At 76.3% G+C, this 18,491-nt stretch carries 13 protein-coding genes and 1 riboswitch; of the genes, 9 read left to right on the top strand and 4 right to left on the bottom strand.

Going from position 1 to position 18,491, the window contains the following annotated elements:
* The first annotated feature begins 7 nt into the window (after positions 1–7).
* From G9H72_RS10635 to G9H72_RS10650, 4 genes are all read left to right on the top strand, one after another.
* Positions 8–1,264, top strand: a complete 1,257-nt coding sequence (locus tag G9H72_RS10635; protein ID WP_166170766.1) for a magnesium transporter MgtE N-terminal domain-containing protein — start codon at positions 8–10, stop codon at positions 1,262–1,264.
* Positions 1,254–1,811: a DUF1003 domain-containing protein gene (locus G9H72_RS10640; RefSeq protein ID WP_166170768.1), complete on the top strand. Its 558-nt coding sequence runs from the start codon at positions 1,254–1,256 to the stop codon at positions 1,809–1,811. The genes G9H72_RS10635 and G9H72_RS10640 overlap by 11 nt, the downstream gene beginning before the upstream one ends.
* 161 nt (positions 1,812–1,972) lie before the next feature.
* The gene (locus tag G9H72_RS10645) at positions 1,973–4,909 is read left to right on the top strand and encodes an OmpA family protein (RefSeq protein WP_166170770.1); all 2,937 of its coding nucleotides are present in this window, start codon (positions 1,973–1,975) and stop codon (positions 4,907–4,909) included.
* Between the two features lie 91 nt (positions 4,910–5,000).
* Complete coding sequence (locus G9H72_RS10650; RefSeq protein ID WP_166170772.1) at positions 5,001–5,768, top strand: DUF2382 domain-containing protein; 768 nt, start codon at positions 5,001–5,003, stop codon at positions 5,766–5,768.
* On the opposite strand, the gene G9H72_RS10655 is transcribed toward G9H72_RS10650, so the two are convergent.
* A complete protein-coding gene (locus G9H72_RS10655) occupies positions 5,758–6,972 on the bottom strand; it encodes an MFS transporter (protein WP_166170775.1) in 1,215 nt (404 codons plus the stop codon). The genes G9H72_RS10650 and G9H72_RS10655 overlap by 11 nt on opposite strands.
* Entirely contained in the window at positions 6,969–7,688 is a 720-nt protein-coding gene (locus G9H72_RS10660) for a FadR/GntR family transcriptional regulator (RefSeq protein ID WP_166170777.1), read from the bottom strand. Before G9H72_RS10660 ends, G9H72_RS10655 begins: the two co-directional genes overlap by 4 nt.
* Before the next feature lie 95 nt (positions 7,689–7,783).
* On the opposite strand from G9H72_RS10660, the gene G9H72_RS10665 reads away from it, so the two are divergent.
* Positions 7,784–9,514 carry a histidinol-phosphate aminotransferase family protein gene (locus tag G9H72_RS10665; RefSeq protein WP_331272177.1) on the top strand — a complete coding sequence of 577 codons (1,731 nt, stop codon included), beginning with the start codon at positions 7,784–7,786 and terminating at the stop codon, positions 9,512–9,514.
* A 73-nt stretch (positions 9,515–9,587) separates the two neighbouring features.
* Here G9H72_RS10665 and G9H72_RS10670 read toward each other — a convergent pair whose 3' ends face one another.
* Together G9H72_RS10670 and G9H72_RS10675 are read right to left on the bottom strand one after the other, a co-directional pair.
* Positions 9,588–11,144 (bottom strand): methyl-accepting chemotaxis protein, encoded by a 1,557-nt coding sequence (locus tag G9H72_RS10670; protein WP_166170779.1) that lies wholly within the window; start codon positions 11,142–11,144, stop codon positions 9,588–9,590.
* Positions 11,145–11,242: 98 nt separating this feature from the next.
* Positions 11,243–13,435 (bottom strand): putative bifunctional diguanylate cyclase/phosphodiesterase, encoded by a 2,193-nt coding sequence (locus tag G9H72_RS10675; RefSeq protein WP_166170781.1) that lies wholly within the window; start codon positions 13,433–13,435, stop codon positions 11,243–11,245.
* 50 nt (positions 13,436–13,485) lie between these two features.
* Positions 13,486–13,592, top strand: a riboswitch (TPP riboswitch).
* Between the two features lie 99 nt (positions 13,593–13,691).
* Between G9H72_RS10675 and G9H72_RS10680 the strand changes: the two genes are divergently transcribed.
* From G9H72_RS10680 to G9H72_RS10695, 4 genes are all read left to right on the top strand, one after another.
* On the top strand, positions 13,692–14,450 hold the full coding sequence (locus G9H72_RS10680) for an ECF transporter S component (protein WP_166170783.1): 759 nt from the start codon (positions 13,692–13,694) through the stop codon (positions 14,448–14,450).
* Between the two features lie 2 nt (positions 14,451–14,452).
* Positions 14,453–15,907, top strand: a complete 1,455-nt coding sequence (locus G9H72_RS10685) for an ABC transporter ATP-binding protein (RefSeq protein WP_166170785.1) — start codon at positions 14,453–14,455, stop codon at positions 15,905–15,907.
* Positions 15,904–16,665: an energy-coupling factor transporter transmembrane component T family protein gene (locus G9H72_RS10690; RefSeq protein WP_166170787.1), complete on the top strand. Its 762-nt coding sequence runs from the start codon at positions 15,904–15,906 to the stop codon at positions 16,663–16,665. Before G9H72_RS10685 ends, G9H72_RS10690 begins: the two co-directional genes overlap by 4 nt.
* A gap of 40 nt (positions 16,666–16,705) precedes the next feature.
* Positions 16,706–18,491: GspE/PulE family protein (locus G9H72_RS10695; protein ID WP_331272178.1), on the top strand; the 1,786-nt coding region annotated here is incomplete at its 3' end.

Genomic DNA, 18,491 nt, shown 5'->3' on the forward strand with positions numbered 1-18,491 from the left:
GCCGCCCATGAGCGGATCGCGCGTCTTCGCGGCACGCCTGGCCGGGACGGGGGTCTTCGACCCGACCGGTGACCAGGTGGGCAAGGTGCGCGACGTCGTCTGCGTGCTGCGCCCCGGTCACCGCCCGCCGCGGGTGCTCGGCCTCGTCGTCGAGGTGCTCGGGCGGCGCGCCGTCTTCCTGCCGATGACCCGGGTGACCGCGGTCGACGTGGGCCAGGTCATCACGACCGGCCTGGTCAACATGCGTCGCTTCTCCCAGCGCCCCACCGAGACCCTGGTGCTGGGCGAGCTGCTCGACCGCAAGGTCACCCTGCTCGACGACGGCACGACCGTGACGGTCGAGGACGTGGCCCTGGAGCAGACGCGCGCCCGTGACTGGGTGCTGCAGAAGGTCCACGTCTCGCGGCCGGCGAAGGGGCTGCGGCGGCGCGGCGAGACGTTCACGGTCGACTGGGACGCGGTGACCGGCTTCGCGCTGGAGGAGCAGGGCCAGGGCGCGACCAACCTGCTGGCCGCGTTCGAGGAGATGCGCGCGCCGGACCTGGCCGCGGTCCTGCACGACCTGTCGCCGAAGCGGCGGGCCGAGGTCGCGGCCGCGCTCGACGACGAGCGGCTCGCCGACGTGCTGGAGGAGCTGCCGGAGGACGACCAGGTCGAGATCCTCGGCAAGCTCGAGGAGGAGCGCGCCGCCGACGTCCTGGAGGCGATGGGACCGGACGACGCGGCCGACCTGCTCGCCGAGCTCCCGGCCGGCGAGGCGGAGAAGCTGCTCGGCCTCATGGAGCCCGACGAGGCCGCCGACCTGCGCCGGCTGCTGAGCTACGGCGAGCTCACCGCCGGCGGCATGATGACGACCGAGCCGGTGATCCTGCCGCCCTCGGCCACCGTCGCCGAGGCGCTGGCCCGGGTGCGCAACCCCGACCTCTCCCCCGCGCTCGCGTCCGCCGTCTACGTGTGCCGGCCGCCCCTGGAGACCCCGACCGGCAAGTACCTCGGGACCTGCCACATCCAACGGCTGCTGCGCGAGCCCCCGTCCGCGCTGGTCTCGGGCATCGTCGACAACGGCCTCGAGCCGCTGCTGCCGCACACCGCGCTGCCGGCGGTGACGCACTACCTCGCGACGTACAACCTCGTCTCGGTGGCCGTGGTCGACGACAACGACCACCTCGTCGGCGCCGTGACCGTCGACGACGTCCTGGACCACCTGCTGCCCGACGACTGGCGCGACCGCCCGGCCGACGTCGAGGTGCCCCGTGGCCCGTGAGCGCCGTGGGCCGCGCCGGCCCGGGCTCGACGTCCCGCGCGAGTCCCGCCGTCGGGGCGTGCCGCGCCCGACGTACGACCCGGACTTCCTCGGGACGCTGTCCGACCGGGCCGCCCGCTTCCTCGGCTCGTGGCGGTTCATCGGCTACATGAGCGCGATCGTCGCGACCTGGGTGCTGTGGAACTCGCTGGCCCCCGACGACCTGCGGTTCGACGACTACCCGTTCATCTTCCTCACGCTGATGCTGTCGCTGCAGGCGTCCTACTCCGCCCCGCTGATCCTGCTCGCGCAGAACCGGCAGACCGACCGCGACCGGGTCCAGTGGGAGCAGGACCGCGCCCGCAGCGAGCGGACCATCGCCGACACCGAGTACGTCATCCGGGAGGTCGCGGCGCTGCGGATCGCGCTCGGCGAGGTGGCCACCCGTGACTTCCTGCGCAGCGAGCTGCGCGCCGTGCTCGACGAGCTCGAGGAGATGGGCGAGCAGCGCTCGCGCCCGGACCGGGACGGCCCGGACGAGGACCCGCCGGGCGGCGACGCGAGCTGACCCCGCCCCGGCGTCCGGTCGGGTTGGGCCTTCGGGCCCGGTTCGATAGTGCGTTCGTGGGGTTCGGGCCCCGCGCGAGCGCACCCGCCCGACGCGCTGGGCACGGTGAGTGGGATCACGCCCGCGGCTGGTGCCGGGGCGGTCTCTCGATCGGGGGCCTCATGCGCGGACCAGTTGCCTGGATGTCGGTCGCGGCCGGAGCGTCCGCCGCGGCGCTCGTGGCCGGCTCGCTCGTCGCGTCGCCGGCCGGCGCCGCGGACGACGTGCCGGGAGGGGTGGTCGTCCCGGGCAGCGCCCTGGTCGTCGGCGTGCCGGGCGGCGCGTCGAGCGGGGCGGTGACGGCCCGGTTCAGCGGCACGCAGAGCTCGCTCTTCTCGGCCAGCGAGACAGGCCTGAGCGCCGACGCCGCGGCGCACTTCGCCCTGCACGTGGGCGGCAGGGCGTACTCGGGGATCTCGCCCACGCGGTTCACGCAGGTGTCGGCGCCGGCGCTGTCCGGCACCGGCACCGCCGCCGACCCCTGGGCCGTGACGTCCTCGTTCGACGCCGGCACCAGCGGCCTGCGGGTCACCCAGGTGCTCACGGCGGTGGACGGCGGGACGGCGTACGCCCTGTCCTGGTCGGTGCGCAACGGTGGGGCGGCACCGGTCGGCTTCCAGGCCTTCAACGCCGGCGACCTCTACGTGAGCGGCTTCGACGAGGGCTTCGGAGAGCTGGCGGGGACGGCGCCTGCGCGCATCCTGTCCGGCGTGTCGCCGGACGGCAGCCGCGCCGAGCTCGTCGAGGACGCGACCGCCCCCTGGGAGCACTACTACGAGGGCGACTACGTCTCCTACGACGACCCCTTCCACTCCGCCGGCTGGGGCTACCCCGACAGCCACGAGCCCACGGTCGTCGACCACGCACTCGGCGTGCAGTGGTCGGTCCCGGCGCTCGCGCCCGGCGACACGCGCACGCTCGCGGTGGGCTGGCGGTTCGTCCCACCGGCGGCGCCGCTCGCGCCCGTCGTGACCGGCCTGCCCACCGGGGCCACGGCGGCGACCTCGGCGACGGCCTCGCTCGCACGCCAGCCCGCCGACACGACGCTCGCCCGGTACGTCTGCGCGCTCGACGCGGCCGCGCCCACCCCGTGCAGCGACCCGACGACGCTTCCCGGGCTGTCGCGCGGCGCGCACGCCCTGCGGGTGTGGGGCGTGAACTCGGCCGGCGTCCGCGGGCCCGCCACCACCCGATCCTGGTCCGTGGCGGCGGTCCCGGGAGCGGTCACCGGCCTCACCGCGCGCGCGGCCGACGGCGGCGCCGCTGTCACCTTCACGCCTCCCGCCGACGACGGCGGCAGCGCCGTCACGGGGTACGAGTCCTCGCTCGACGGCGGCACGACGTGGGCCGCGCTCCCCACGGCCCCGGCGGGCGGTGGCACGCGCACCGGGACGACCGCCGGCCCGGGCGACGCGACGGCGCTCTCGGTCTCCGTGCGGGCGGTGAACGCCATCGGCCCGGGGCCGGCGTCGGCCCCCGCTGCCCTGAGCCCCCTGACCCTCGTCCCGCCTCCTCCCGCACCCGCCGGTGCGCCCCTCGCCCCCGCGGTGGCCGCCACCGCAGGCACCTCGGCAGTCTTCGCGAGCTGGGCCCCGGCGTCCGGCGCGAGCGCCGTGACGGGCTACCGGGCGTACGCCTCCCCCGGCCCGGCGTCCTGCTCGACCTCCGGCCGGCGCTGCGTGCTCGGCGGCACCGCCGGCAGTGCGTACACCGTCACCGTCGTCGCGTCGTTCGCGGACGGCACGACGGCCGCCGGCGTCCCCTCCGCGCCGGTGGTGGCCGGTGACCCCGTGCTGCCGCCCGCCGCCCCCGTGACCGGGGACGCCCTGGGCACCGACCGCGGGCCGGTCGGGGTCGCGCTGCCGGGAGCGGCGCTGACGCTCACCGGCGAGGGCTTCCTGCCGCACTCCACGGCCAAGGTCGGCGTCTATCCCGGCCCCACCGTGCTCGGCTCCGTCACGGCCGACGGGGACGGCCGGCTCGCCGCCCCTGTCGAGGTGCCCGCCGGCATCGAGCCGGGCGACCACGTGCTGGTCGCCGTGGGCGTCGGGCCGGACGGCGCGGGCCGGACGGCCCGCCTGCCCGTGGTCGTCGTGCCGCCGGTGCTGCGCTCGTCCGGGCCCGGGGCGCAGCCGCAGGCGGTGTCGCTGCCCGTTCCACCCGGCGGGTCCGTCACCCTGCTCGACGGGGCCGGTCGGCCGACGACTGTGGTGGACGTTGCCCGGGAGGGCGGCTACGCCCTCGACGCGCCCACCGGCGCCCTGACGTTCCTGCCCGCCACCGGCTTCTCCGGAGCGCCGCGGCCGGTGGGCTACCGCGTCGTCGACGCCGTCGGCACGGCTGCCACCGGCGCCTACCACCCCTTCGTCACCAGCGCCGCGGCCGTGCCCTTGACCTCCGAGGAGCCGGGGCGGGTACGCCTGCCGCTGCCGGCCCGGATCGTGCACGACGGCGTGGTCCGCCTGCCCTGCACGAGCTCCCGGCCGGACCTGCGCCGCTGCGCGGTGACCGTCTCCACGGTGGTGGCCGGCCGCCGGGTCGTGGTGGGGGCGGGCACGGCGACGGCCGCCCGCGGCACCCGCCGGGTCGACGTCGGGGTGCGGCTGACGCCGCTCGGGCGCGCGGTCACCGCCGTGCCCGGCGGGGTGCCGTTCCGAGTCACGGCGTCCGTCTCGCGGACGGGGCAGCCCCGCCCGCGGCCGGCCGCCGGGGCGGCCACCGTCGTGGCGCGGTCCTTCAAGCTGGCGCGGGCGGCCTACTTCCCCACCGAGTCGGCGCGGGTGTCGGCCGCGGACGCCCGCTACCTGGCGGCGGTGCGGGCCCGGCTCGACGGCGCCCGGGTGGTGTCCTGCCTCGGCTACACCGACTCGCGCGGCTCGTGGGAGTCCGGCGTCACCCTCGGCCGGCGCCGCGCGCGAGTCGTCTGCGCCGCACTGACCGAGGGCGTGCCGGTACGCGCCCGCGTGGTGACGATGGGCGAGCGGGACCCGTACGCGTCCAACGCGACCCCTGCCGGCCGGGCGCTGAACCGGCGGACGGACATCTGGCTGCGCTACTGACGCGACGCGCTCGCGCGGGCAGGGGTTGCCCGAGGGGGTGGACGGGAAGGCCGTCCGGCGGAGCTGCAGGCCTTTTGCGAGGAGGAACGACGTGATCACACGTGACCAGGCGCAGGCCTTGCTCGGCCAGGACGCGTACTCCGGCGACGGGGAGCGGATCGGGGAGGTCGTCCAGGCCTTCCTCGACGACCGCACCGGCGAGCCGAAGTGGGCGACGGTACGCACCGGCCTGCTCGGCGCGCGTGACCACGCCGTCCCGCTGGCCGGCGCCGAGCTGACCGCCGACGGGCTGTCCCTGCCGTACTCGCGGGAGCTGGTCCGGCAGAGCCCCGACGTCAGCCTGGACAGCGGCCACCTCGAGCCGGCCGAGGAGGAGGAGCTCGCGGCGCACTACGGCAGCGGGCTCGCCGCCACTGCCGACGCCCAGGCCGCGGCGGGCACCGCCGGCCTCGCGGGCACCCCGGCGGGCACGGGCACCTCCGACGAGGCGATGACCCGCTCGGAGGAGCGGCTCGTCACGGGCGTGGAGACCGTCGTGGGCAGCCGCGCCCGGGTGGAGAAGTACGTCGTGACCGAGACCGAGACGGTCACGGTCCAGGTCCGCCGGGAGATGGTCCGGCTGGTCAGCGAGCCCGTCGACGACGCGGACGCGCTCCGGGCGCCGGCGGACGGCACCGAGTTCTCCCCGCGCGAGCAGGTCCTGGTGCTGTACGCCGAGCGCCCGGTGGTCACGCTGGAGACCGTCCCGGTCGAGCAGGTCCGCGTCGTCGTGGAGACCGAGACCGCGGAGGCCACGGTCAGCGCGCCGGTCCGCAAGGAGCGGATCGACCTGAGGACCGAGCCCGAGCTCAGCCGATGACGCGCTGACGCCCGGCGAGCACGGCGAACACCACCTGCACGGCGGCGAGGGCGGTCAGCAGCGCGAGCGGCACCGTCCAGCCGTCGGTGGCGTCGTGCAGGGCGCCGATCACGACCGGGCCGGCGGCGGCGAGCGTGTAGCCCACGCACTGCGCCATCCCGGACAGGGCGGCAGCCTGCCCGTGGTGCACCGTGCGCAGGCCGAACAGCGTCAGCGTCAGCACCAGCGCGACGCCGGCGCCGAGCCCGGCGAAGACGACCCAGAGCAGCGCCGCGCCCGGCGCGACGAGCAGCCCGGCCGTGCCGACCAGGATCAGTGTCGAGCACAGCGCGCCGAGAGTCCGCTGGTCCGGGAACCGCCGCATGAGGAACGGCGTGCTGAGGTTCGAGAGGACCGCCACGACCTGGTACACGAAGAGGTACCAGCCCGCGGTCGTCTCCGAGATCCCCTCGTCGTGCACGATCGAGGGCAGCCAGGCGATGACGTCGTAGAACACCAGCGAGTGCAGGCCCATGAAGGCGGTGACTTGCCAGCCCATCGCGCTGCGCCAGGGCGAGCGGTACTCCGGGTGCGGGTCGAGGGCTGCGGCGCGGGCATGCTGCGGCCGGGTGGTGGAGCGCAGCTGCGGCAGCCAGAAGGCGGCGGCGATGGCACTGGCCCCGGCCCAGAAGCCGAGCGCGAGCCGCCAGCCGTCGGGCTCGTCGCCGGCCATTGGCACCGCGATGCCTGACGCCACGGCGCCGACCACGGTCTGGGTGGCGGCGTACGACCCGATGACGAGCGCCGCCTTGCCGGCGAAGTCGCGCTTGACCAGGCTGGGAAGCAGCACGTTGAAGAAGGAGATGGCGCACCCGAGCAGCGCGGTGCCCGCCCAGATCGCGCCGGTCACCGGCGTCGAGCGGAGCACGATGCCGACGGTCAGGAGCAGCAGCGCCCCCCAGAGCGTGCGCTCCATGCCGACCCGCATCGCGACCACCGGTGCCACGGGGGACAGCAGCGCGAAGGCGAGCAGCGGCAGCGCGGTGAGCAGGCCGCCCGCCGCGCTCGAGAGCCCCGTGTCCAGCCGGATGTCGTCGAGCAGCGGGCCGACGCTGGTGAGCGACGCCCGCATGTTGGCGCCGATCAGCAGGATGCCGACCACGAGCAGCACGGTCCGCGTGCTGCGGGCGGGCACCGCCGGTGCGATGGGGGCGGTGGTCGTCATCGGGGGGTGTCCTCCGGGTTCTCCGAGCCGGCTCCGGCGGTCGGCAGCGCGGCCATCCCGTGCGCCAGCAGCGCCTCGGCGCACGCCTCGGCGGCGTCCGGGTCGTGGGCGGAGATGGCGTCGAGCAGCTCGGCGTGGCGGGCGTGCACGCCGCCGTCCTCGTGCAGGGCCGCGCTCTCGCTGATCGTGCGGGTGATGGGGGTGGTGAGGTACTCGTACAGCTCGGTGAGCAGGGCGTTGCCGCCCGCCGCCACGACGGCCCGGTGGAAGGCGAAGTCGGCTTCGGCGAATCGCTCGAGGTCGCCGGCCGACTTGGCCGCGTCGCGCGCGGCCAGCAGCCGGCGCAGGCCGTCGATGTCGTCCACCGTCGCCCGCTCCGCGGCCCGGCGCGCGCCGGCCCGCTCGAGCAGGGCGCGCACCTCGAACGCGTCCGTCAGCCCTCCGGCCGCGACCCGGCGCCCCAGCGAGACCCGCAGCTCGCTGTCCGCGCGCACGTAGGTCCCGTCCCCCGGGCGCGCCTCGAGCAGGCCGGTGTGGACGAGCGCACGCAGTGCCTCGCGGACGGTGTTGCGGCTGACGCCGAGCTCCTCGGTCAGCCGGTGCTCCGGCGGGATGCGGGACCCGAGCGGCCAGCTGCCGTCGGCGATGAGGGCGCGCAGCTGGTCCGCGACCTGCGCCGACAGCGGCGCCGACCGCTGGGGGGCGACCAGGCTCATGACCTCTCCAAATGTAGGACAGCTGGAGGGTAGGGCCTCGGTTTACCAAACGGCAAGGCCTGCGCCAGGCTCGTCCCACGTGCCAGGTTGTCCACGTGCCATCGACGCCCATGGGGCTGGAGCGGGTGCGGGTGGGCTACGCCTCCGCCGGGCAGCGGGAGGCGGCCTACCGCCTGCGCCACGCTGCGTACGCGCGGGAGCTGGGCCAGCACCCGGAGAACGCCGAGCAGCGGCTGACCGACCGGCTGGACGCCTCGAACGCCTACCTGGTGGCCACGGTCGGCGAGGAGCTCGTCGGCTCCGTCAGCGTGACCGCCCCGGGCGGCGCGCTGTCGCTGGACACGTACGTGTCCCGGGGGCAACTGCCCTTCCCCGTCGACGAGCGGGTGCACGAGGTGCGGCTGCTCACGGTCGCGCCCGGCCACCGCGGCGGCGCGCTCGCGGCGCTGCTGATGTACGCCGCCTTCCGCCACGTCGAGGCCGCCGGCGGCACCCGCATCGTCGGGATGGGGCACGGGCGGGCGCTGGCGGCGTACCGGCAGGCGGGGGCGCGCCCGCTCGGCCTGCGCGTCACGTCCGGGGCGCTCGGCTTCGAGGTGTTCACGATGACGACGACCGAGGCCCGTGCCCGGGCCGTCGCGGTCGCGCCGCTCCTCGCGCGGCTGCGCGCGTGCGACTGGCGGCTGCCCTTCCCGTTCACCGAGCCGGCCGGCTGCTTCCACGGCGGCGCGTCCTTCGACGGGGTCGGCGAGCGCTTCGACGCCCTGGAGCGGTCGACGCAGGTCGTCAACGCCGACGTGCTCGACGCCTGGTTCCCGCCCGCGCCGGGCGCGGTCGAGGCGGTCGCGGCGCACCTGCCGTGGCTGCTGCGCACCTCCCCGCCGACCGAGTGCGGCGGCCTGCTGGACACGGTGGCGGAGGCCCGCGGCGTCCCGCGCGACGCCCTGCTGCCGGGGGCCGGCTCGTCGGCGCTGATCTTCCTGGCGTTCGGCCGGTGGCTGACACCCGCATCCCGGGTGCTCCTGCTCGACCCGACGTACGGCGAGTACGCACACGTCCTCGAGCACGTGGTGCGGTGCCGGGTCGACCGGCTGCGCCTGGAGCGGGAGGAGGGCTACGGCCTCGACGTCGAGCGGCTCGTCCGGCGCGTGCACGACGCGGCGTACGACCTCGTCGTCCTGGTCAACCCCAACAGCCCGACCGGGCGGCACGTCCCCCGGCCCGAGCTCACCGCCTCGCTGCGCCGGCTGCCCGGCCGGGCCCGGGTGTGGGTGGACGAGACCTACGTCGACTTCGCCGGCCCGGACGAGTCGCTCGAGCGGTACGCCGCTGCGAGCAGAAACGTGGTCGTGTGCAAGTCGATGTCCAAGGCGTACGCCCTCAGCGGGGCTCGCGTCGCCTACCTCTGCGGGCCCGCGGCGGTGGTGGCCGAGCTGCGCGCCTGGTCCCCGCCCTGGGCAGTGAGCCTTCCGGGACAGGTGGCGGCCGTGCGCGCGCTGCAGGACCCCGGCTACTACGCCGCCCGGTGGGCCGAGACCGCCGTGCTGCGCACCGGGCTGGCGCACGGGCTGCGGGCCCTCGGGCTCGACGTCGTCCCGGGCGCCGCGGCAGGCTTCCTCCTCGCCCACCTGCCGGGGGACGGCCCGGACGCGCAGGCCGTCGTCGACGCGTGCCGGGCCGAGGAGGTCTACCTGCGCGATGCGGGAGCCATGGGCACCGCACTGGGGGCGCATGCCCTCCGGATCGCCGTGCGGACCGCTCCGGAGAACGCACGGGCCCTCGCCGCGCTCACGCGTGCCCTGCACGGTCATTCACGAATGCCGTAACCGCCGAAGCGCGGGACAGCGAAGCGGAAGGCCTGAGAGCCAGGCCCTTCCGCTCCGCCGCGCCTGCCGGGTGTCAGTGCGTGTCGAACGCCTGCGCCATGCGGGCCTGGGCCTCCAGCGCCTCGACGATCCGAGCCTGCACGGCATCCAGCTGGCCGATGATCTCGCTGGTCGCGTGGATGCCGGAGGACACCGACTGGCTGCTGGCCTGGATGCCGGCGATCTGCTCGGTGACACGCTGCGTGGCGGCCGCGGTCTCCCGGGCGAGGTCCTTGACCTCGCCCGCGACGACGGCGAAACCCCGGCCGACCTCCCCGGCACGCGCCGCCTCGATCGTCGCGTTGAGGGCCAGCAGGTTGGTCTGGTCCGCGATGTTGGAGATGATCTTGATGACGTCCCCGATCGCGGCCGAGGCCTGGCCGAGGGCGTCCACCTCGGCGGTCATGACCGACGCGCGGCCGACCGCCTCCGCGGCGACGCGGCCCGCGTCCTCCCCCGCCTCCCGCAGCTGGCTGACCGTCTCCAGCAGGGACGCGGCGTTGCGCTGGTCGTCCTCGGCGCGGCGCAGGATGTCGAGCCGCTGGGACACGAGCTGCTGCACGTTGCGCAGCGCGGACGCCCGGGTCTCGGACAGCTCGATGGCCCGCGTCACGAAGAAGTCCATGGTGCCGATGACGCGGCCGTTGGACAGGATCGGGAAGCAGACGCCCGACTTGACGCCGGCCCGCTGCGCGCTGGGGGCGCGCACGCAGTCCGACACCTCCGCGAGGTCGCGCACGAACACGAGGTCGCGGGCGCGCCAGGCGCGGCCGGAGAGCCCGACCCCCTCGGCGAACGAAGCGGCCAGCGTGACCTTGCGGAACTCGTCGCCGGCCGAGCCGGACTCGACGGCGAAGCGCAGCACGTTCGCCTCCTCGTCCAGCGCCCAGAACGAGCCGTACTGCCAGCCGAACGCGCTGCGGACGGTGTCGAGCGCGATCCGCAGCGCGGCCTGCTCGTCCTTGGCCAGGGACACCTTGCTGACGACCTCGGTCACGGCCGCCCGGTCGTTGAGCGTCTCCTGCAGCTGGGCCGTGGCGACGGCGCCGTGGCGGGCGCGGGACACCAGGCGCTCCAGCGCCTCCCACTTCTCGGCCCGCGGGCCGAAGAACGGCAGCTCACCGCGGGTGTAGAACTCCTTCACGGACACGACCTTGCCGCCCTCGAGCACCGGCATCGCACAGCCGGTGACCATCCCGGCGCCGCGCGCCGCCGTCCAGCGCGCGCACGTCGGGGCCGGCTCGTCGCCGTGCACCAGGACGGGCCGGCGGGTGCGCAGCGCCTCGGGGGCCAGGCCCATGGCGCTCGGGCTCATCCGCGTGCCCGCGCCGGCCGCCGCGATCTCGGCCACGAGCGGGCCCGACTCGCCGGCCAGCCAGAAGGTGTCACCGTCGCCGGGCAGCCAGACCGCGCCGTACTCGAAGCCGAGCGCCTGCACGAAGCCGTCGGTCACCTTGCGATGCGCGTCGACGTCGTCGGTCACCCCGCCGTCCAGGGCGGACAGCACGTCCTCGATCGCCTCGACGTCTCGGGGCTGGCCCGAGCCAGACGGCGTGACGGCCTCGGCCCGCCCCCCTCGGAACCACGACATCGCACTCTCCTCCTGCGTCCCGTCGCGCCACCCAGCGCGGCCCTCCCTCGCCTGATCGACCGGGACCGCCTCCAGCTGAGGCGTTCGGCGCTCCTGCGCTAGGCCCCGACGGCGGCAGCCCGCAGCTCGGCCAGCGGGCGCGGCGGCCCGACGTACGGCCCCTGGGCCCCGTCCACGCCAAGCCCGCGCAGGTACGCCGCCTCGTCGGCCGACGACACCCCGCCGGCCACCACCCGGCCGCCGAGCCGGCGGCCCAGCTCGACGATCGGCGGCAGCAGGCCGGCGCCGCCCTCCGGCCCGGCGAGCAGCCCGGGGTCGGTCCTGACCAGGGCCAGGGGCAGCCGCTGCAGCTCGAGCAGCGAGCAGCTCTGGGCGCCGAAGCCGGCCAGGGCGAAGCGGACGCCGAGCGCGGCGAGCGCCTCCAGCTCGTCCGTCACGGCGCCGGCCGCAGGCACCGCCGAGGCCCCCAGCTCGACCACGAGCGCGCCCGGCGGCAGGCCGGCGGCGTGCAGGGCGGCGCGCACGTCCGCGGCGAAGTGCCGGCTCTGCACGAAGGCGCCGCAGACGCCGACACCGACGTACGCGTCGGCGAGGGCCGGGTCGTCCCGGCGCGCCTCGGCGAGCGCCCGGCACGCCTCCTCCAACGCCCACCTGCCGAGCCGGGGCCCGAGCCCGGACGCCTCGACCTCGGGCAGCAGGCCCTCCACGCCGAGCCGGTCCAGCACCGGATGGTCCCAGCGCACGAGCGCGGAGACCCCGAGCAGCCGGCCGGTGGCCAGGCCCAGCACCGGGGCGAAGTCCAGGCGCAGCTCGTCCCGGTCCAGCGCGCCGCGCAGCGCCATGCGGAGCGCCGCCTCATCGGCCCGGCTCTCCCGCATCTGCGGGCGGTAGGCGAGGACCTCGGACCCGCCGCCGGCCTTCGCGGCGTACATCGCGATGTCGGCCGCGACGAGCAGGTCCTCGTCGAGGGGCAGCTCGGCGGCGAGCCCGACGCTCACCCCCAGCCGGGCGGTGCCGGACCCGGGCAGCTCCACCGGCACGGCCATCGCCGCCACCAGCCGCCGCCCGACCTCCAGCCCCGCCTCCTCCCCCGCGTCCGGCAGCAGCACGGCGAACTCGTCACCGCCCAGCCGGGCCACGGTCGCCCGGGCCCCCGCCGCGGCGACCAGCCGGCGAGCGGTCTCCTGCAGCGCCCGGTCGCCCTGCTCGTGGCCGAACCGGTCGTTCACCGGCTTGAAGCCGTCGACGTCGCAGTAGAGCACCGCGACGGCGCGCCCCTCGCCGCGCGCCCGCTGCAGCCGCTCGGTCAGCAGCCCGCGGTTGGCCAGCCCGGTGAGCTGGTCGTGCAGGGCCTGCTCGCGCAGCGCGCGCTCGAGCCGGCGTTGCTCGGTCACGTCGCGAGCGGTCACCACGACCCCGCCCAGGACCGGGTCGGCGCGGTGGTCGGCGACCAGCCACTCCATCTCCCGCCACCCGCCCGCGCCGTCGACGGCGCGCACGTGCAAGCTCGTGGGGCCCCCGCCGCCACCGAGGACGGCGCGCATGGTGGTGACCGCGGCCGCGAGGTCGTCGGGATGGACGTCGCGGGCCAGGGCCTCCTCGAACGCCAGCCCCACCATCTGCTCCGGGTGGCGGCCGTGCACCGAGCGGGCCGACGGGCTGGCGTAGGCCACCGTCCCGGAGGCGTCGAGCAGGACGGTCACGTCGGAGGCGTTCTCGACCAGGGCGGTGAACCGGCGCTCGTCATGCTCGCGCAGCTCGGCGCTGACCCGGCGCATCCTGGCCATGGCGTAGGCGGTCAGCTCTCCCAGGACGAGGACGATGAGCACGTAGTAGCCGAGCGAGGACGTCAGCAGGTGCCGCTCGCGGTCGTCGTCGGCCACGTCGTACAGCGGCAGCCAGTAGGCCGCCACGAGGACAGGGAGCACGGCCACGGTCGTGCCGCGGCGCTGCGTGGCGCCCACCCACAGGGTGAGCACGAGGAAGAAGATCGACGCGTCGTACGGGTTGGGGCTAGCCCAGTTGCCGAAGCCGATCAACGCGCTGGCGACCGGCACGATCACGAGCAGGTAGCGGTGCGGCCAGCGGTCCCAGGGCAGCTTCCAGATGAGCACCGTGAGGACGGTGACGAGGCCGGCCAGCGCGAACGTGTAGGAGCGTGACGGGCCGTGCAGCATCGTGGCCGCTGCCAAGCCCGTCGCCACCGCGCCCACGGCACCGAAGACCGCGGCGCCGCGGGCCGCGGCGACCCGCGGATCACGCGGCTCCCCCCGAGAGCCCACCCTGCTCATGACGGCCCCTATCGGCGGCCGCCGGGAGGTCCTGAGCTAGTGTTCGCGACGCAACACCGCAGGGGAGCGCTGCAGCGCTGAGAGTGTGGGCTTGACCCACAGACCCTCGAACCTGATCCGGGTCATGCCGGCGCAGGGAGTCGGTCCCACCTCGCGTCGGCCGGCGTGCCCGTCTCCCGGGCACGGCGGCCGGGCGCGGGCTCGTCAGTCGTCCATGCCCTCCCCTCCTCGGCTCGCACCGTAGGAGGGACCTTCCATGAGCCTCACGCTTCCGCCCGGCGGCGCCCGCCGCCTGCTCGACCCGGCGGTCGGCGCCGTCCTCGGCGCCGTCACGCTGCTGCTCGTCCTGGCGTACGACCAGCCTCGGTCGGCGGCGGTCGTCGCCGCCCTCGTGGTGGCCGTCGGCGCCGCGCTCGTCACCCACGGCGTGCGCACCCGCACGGCGACGGCCTGGCGCACCGTCGACATCGTCGTGGCCGCCGTCCTGGCCGTGGCCTGCGGCGTCGTCTTCTGGGCCTGGGCCTACCTCTGGGACGCGTTCAAGCCCGCCTTCGTCGCCTTCCCGCCCGGCCAGGCGCTGATCTACGGCATGTGGTTCCTCCCGTGCGCCCTCGTCCCGCTCATCGTGCGCCGGCCGGGCGCGGCGGTGTTCGCCGAGCTCGTCGCGGCCACGGTCGAATGGATGCTGTTCAGCCAGTTCGGCGCGGCCGTCGTGGTCTACGGGCTCGTCCAGGGGCTGCTCGCCGAGTGCGCCTTCGCCGCCACCGGCTACCGGCGCTGGACCCTCGGCACCGCGATGGCGGCCGGCGCGCTGGCGGGGGCCGGGGCCGCTCCCCTGGACTGGGTCTACTCCTACCCGCTGTGGTCGGTCGCCTGGAAGGCGGCCTACCTCGGGCTGGTGGTCGTGTCCGGCGCCGTGCTCACCGGCCTGCTCTCCTGGTACGCGGTGCGCGCCCTCGCGCCGACCGGTGCCCTCAGCGCGTTCGCGGCCGGCCGCGAGCGCGAGCTCGTCTGACCTTGGGCGCCGGGACCCCCCGGCCGGTCGCCGTCGAGGCGCGCGGCTGGGGCTGGCGGCACGCCGGGCGCAAGGCCTGGGCGCTGCGCGGCGTCGACCTGTCCGTCGCACCCGGCGAGCGCGTGCTGGTCCTCGGCCCGTCGGGGGCGGGCAAGAGCACGCTGCTCGCCGCCCTCGCGGGGGTGCTGGACCCGAGCACCGGCGAGGAGCAGGAGGGGGAGCTGCTGCTCGACGGCGTGCCCGCGCGGGAGGCGCGCGGCCGGGCCGGCCTGCTCATGCAGGACCCGCAGGCCCAGCTGGTCATGGCGCGCGCCGGGGACGACGTGGCCTTCGGGCTGGAGAACACGGCCGTCCCGGCGGGCCTCATCTGGCCCCGGGTGGACGCGGCGCTGGAGGCCGTGGGCTTCCCGTACGGCCGCGACCGGCCCACCGCGGCGCTGTCCGGCGGCGAGGCGCAGCGGCTGGCGCTCGCCGGGGCCGTCGCGATGGAGCCCGGGCTGCTGCTGCTCGACGAGCCCACCGCCAACCTCGACCCCGAGGGGGCCGACCTCGTCCGCGCCGGGGTGCGCCGGGTGCTGGACGCCACGGGGCCGTCCCTGCTCGTGGTCGAGCACCGGGTGGCACCCTGGCTGCCCCTCGTCGACCGGGTCGTCGTGCTCGCGCCCGGCGGCGGCGTCCTCGCCGACGGCCCGCCCTCCCGGGTCCTCACCGGGTCGGTCGGGTCGGCGCTCGCGGCCGACGGGGTGTGGGTGCCCGGGCGCGAGCCGGCCCCACCCCCGCGCACGCCCGCACAGCCCGGCGACGAGCTCGTGCGGGCGGCCGCGGTCACCCACCGCCACTCCCCCGGGGCCCCGCCACGGCCCGACCGGGTCGATCTCGCCCTGCGCGAGGGCGAGGCGGTCAGCGTGACCGGCCGCAACGGCGCGGGCAAGACCACGCTCTCGCTCGTGCTCGGCGGGCTGCTGCGCCCCTCGGCCGGGTCCGTCACCGCCGCGCCCGCGCTCAGCGCCGACCGGCGCCCGCTGTGGAAGTGGCGGGCCGCCGCGCTGGCCTCCCGGGTGGGCACGGTCTTCCAGCAGCCCGAGCGCCAGTTCCTCACCGGGCGCGTGCGCGACGAGGTCGCGCTCGGGCCGCGCCGGGCGGGCGTGCCCGCGCAGGAGGCCGACGCCCGGGCCGACGAGCTGCTCGACCGGCTCGGGCTGCTCCGGCTGGCCAGGGCCAACCCGCACACCCTCTCCGGCGGGGAGCAGCGTCGGCTCTCCGTCGCCACCACGCTGGCCGCCGCGCCGCGGGTGCTCGTGCTCGACGAGCCCACGTTCGGCCAGGACGCGCGGACCTGGGCCGAGCTGGTGGCGCTGCTGCGCGGGCTGCTCGACGCCGGCACCGCGGTCTGCGCGGTCACGCACGACCGGGCCTTCGTCGACGCGCTCGCCGGGCGGGAGGTGCGGCTGCCGTGACCGCGCCCCTCCTCGCGCCCAGCCGCTCCACCGCGCCGCTCGCCCGCTTCAACCCCGTCGCCGCGCTGGGCGCCTGCCTCGTGCTGGCGCTGGCCGCGCTCGCCGCCCGGGACGCCGTGACCCAGGCGCTGCTGCTCGTCCCGGTCGCGGCCGGGGTGCTGCTCGCCCGGGTCGGGCCGCGCACCCTGCTGCGCCGCGGCTGGCCGGTGCTGCTCGGCGGGCTCAGCGTGTTCCTGTCGAACGCGCTGCTCGCGCCCGGGCCGGGCCTCGCCGTCGCCGACGCCGCACCGCTCGTGCTCCGCGTCGTGGTGGTCGCCCTGCCCGGCCTGCTGGTGGCCACCACGATCGATCCCACCGACCTGGCCGACGCGCTCGTCCAGCGGCTGCACGCCCCGCCGCGGTTCGCGTACGGCACGCTTGCCGCGCTGCGCCTCATGCCGCTGCTGGCCGACGAGTGGCGGGCGCTGGGGCTGGCCCGGCGGGCGCGCGGCGTGGACGCCGGGCGCAGCCCGCTGGCGGCCGGGCGGCTCTTCGCCGGGCAGGCGTTCGCGCTCTTCGTGGCCGCCGTGCGCCGGGCCTCCCGGCTGGCGACCGCGATGGACGCGCGCGGGTTCGACACGGCCGGGCCGCGTACGGTCGCCCGGCCGCAGCCGTTCACCAGGCGCGACGCGGGACTCCTGCTCGCCACCACCGGGCTCGTCGCCCTCGCCACCGCAGCGAGCGCCGCGCTGGGGACGTGGACGCCGGTCCTCGGCTGAGCCGCGCTCAGGTCCCCGCGGCCCCGGCCGACAAGACGGTGTGACGGTTTCGCGCGCCTCCGACCCCGTGCCGTACGCGGTGCCGTACACGGCTCCGGGTTACGGCGAGTCGTCCTACGTCCCCCAGCACGCCTCCCCCGCGCCGCCGGCCCCCTCCTACGCGTCGTTCGGCGGCAGCGGCTTCGCCTCGATGCCGCGCAAGCGCATCGGCGACGTGCTCATCGAGGCCGGCGTGCTCACCCATGCCGACGTCGAGCGCGCGCTGCAGGCCCAGAAGGAGGCCAAGGGCGAGCGTCGACGGCTCGGCGAGCTCATCACCGAGCTCGGGCTGGCCTCCGAGCGCCAGGTCGCGAACGCCCTCGCCAGCGTCCTCGGCCTGCAGATGGTCGACCTCGGCGGCGTCGTCGTCAGCCCGGACGTGGTGCGGTCGCTGCCGCGCAGCGTCGCGGACCGCACCGGCGTCCTCGTCCTGGAGCGGCTGGCCGACGGCGGCCTGCGGGTCGCGACCTCGGACCCCACGAACGTGCTCGCCCTCGACGACGTGCGGCTCTACACGAGCGCGCCGCGCCTCGAGGTGCTCGTCGCGACCGCGTCGCAGATCACCGAGCACCTCGCGCGCGCCTGGTCGCTGTCCGAGGACAGCGCCGACGTCGCGACGGTCATCGAGGGCATCTCGGCCGAGACCGAGAGCGAGGCCGAGGCCGGCGGCAGCCCCGACGACGCCCCGACCGTCCGCCTGGTCAACATGGTCTTCAGCGACGCCGTGCGCGCCGGCGCCAGCGACGTGCACATCGAGCCGCAGCGCGAGGTGCTGCGCATCCGCTACCGCATCGACGGCATGCTGCGCGACGTCATGACGGTCCCTCGCCGGGCCGCCCCCGCCGTCGTCAGCCGGATCAAGATCACCTCCGGCCTCGACATCGCCGAGCGCCGGCTCCCCCAGGACGGCCGTGCCCGGATCAGCGTCGACGGCACCTCCGTCGACACCCGCATCAGCACGATGCCGTCGATCCACGGGGAGAAGGTCGTCGTCCGCCTCCTCATGCGGGCCGAGCAGGTGCCGGACCTCGGCGGCGTGGGCATGGCGCCCGAGCAGCTGGCCGTGCTGCGCGCCGCCATGCGCGAGCCGCAGGGGCTGGTGCTCATCACCGGCCCGACCGGGTCCGGCAAGACGAGCACCCTGTACGCCGCCCTGCAGGAGATCGTGCGCCCCGAGCGCAACATCGTGACGCTCGAGGACCCGGTCGAGGTCCAGATGCCCGGCATCACGCAGGTCCAGATCAACGAGCGCACCGGCATGACGTTCAGCCGCGGCCTGCGCGCGATCCTGCGCCAGGACCCCGACGTCGTCCTCGTCGGCGAGGTCCGCGACACCGAGACCGCCGAGCTCGCGCTCACCGCCTCGATGACCGGCCACCTGGTGCTCTCGACGCTGCACACCAACTCCGCCGTCGCCGCGCTGACCCGCCTCGTCGACATGGGCGTGGAGCCCTTCCTCGTCGGGTCCTCGCTCTCCTGCGTCGTCGCCCAGCGGCTGGTCCGCCGGGTCTGCGCCAGCTGCGCCCGGCCCACCACGATCGAGCCGGCGGTCGCTGCCGCGCTGGCGCTCTCGCACGCCGAGACGGTGGGGGCCCGGCCGATGGCCGGCGAGGGGTGCAGCGTCTGCTCGGGGACCGGCTACAAGGGCCGGGTCGGCGTCTTCGAGGTCATCGAGGTGACGCCGGGCCTGCGCGACGTGCTGCTGCGCGAGCGCACCGAGGTCGCGGTCGCCGAGGCGGTCCGGGCCGAGGGCGGGCGCAGCCTGCGCGACGCCGCCCTCGAGGTCG

This window comes from Motilibacter aurantiacus, from assembly GCF_011250645.1.
GTDB lineage: Bacteria > Actinomycetota > Actinomycetes > Motilibacterales > Motilibacteraceae > Motilibacter_A > Motilibacter_A aurantiacus.

Coding starts and splice junctions, on each gene's coding strand:
- G9H72_RS10635 (WP_166170766.1), top strand. CDS start 8: ATGAGCGGATCGCGCGTCTTCGCGGCACGCCTGGCCGGGACGGGGGTC.
- G9H72_RS10645 (WP_166170770.1), top strand. CDS start 1,973: ATGCGCGGACCAGTTGCCTGGATGTCGGTCGCGGCCGGAGCGTCCGCC.
- G9H72_RS10655 (WP_166170775.1), bottom strand. CDS start 6,972: ATGACGACCACCGCCCCCATCGCACCGGCGGTGCCCGCCCGCAGCACG.
- G9H72_RS10660 (WP_166170777.1), bottom strand. CDS start 7,688: ATGAGCCTGGTCGCCCCCCAGCGGTCGGCGCCGCTGTCGGCGCAGGTC.
- G9H72_RS10670 (WP_166170779.1), bottom strand. CDS start 11,144: ATGTCGTGGTTCCGAGGGGGGCGGGCCGAGGCCGTCACGCCGTCTGGC.
- G9H72_RS10675 (WP_166170781.1), bottom strand. CDS start 13,435: ATGAGCAGGGTGGGCTCTCGGGGGGAGCCGCGTGATCCGCGGGTCGCC.
- G9H72_RS10680 (WP_166170783.1), top strand. CDS start 13,692: ATGAGCCTCACGCTTCCGCCCGGCGGCGCCCGCCGCCTGCTCGACCCG.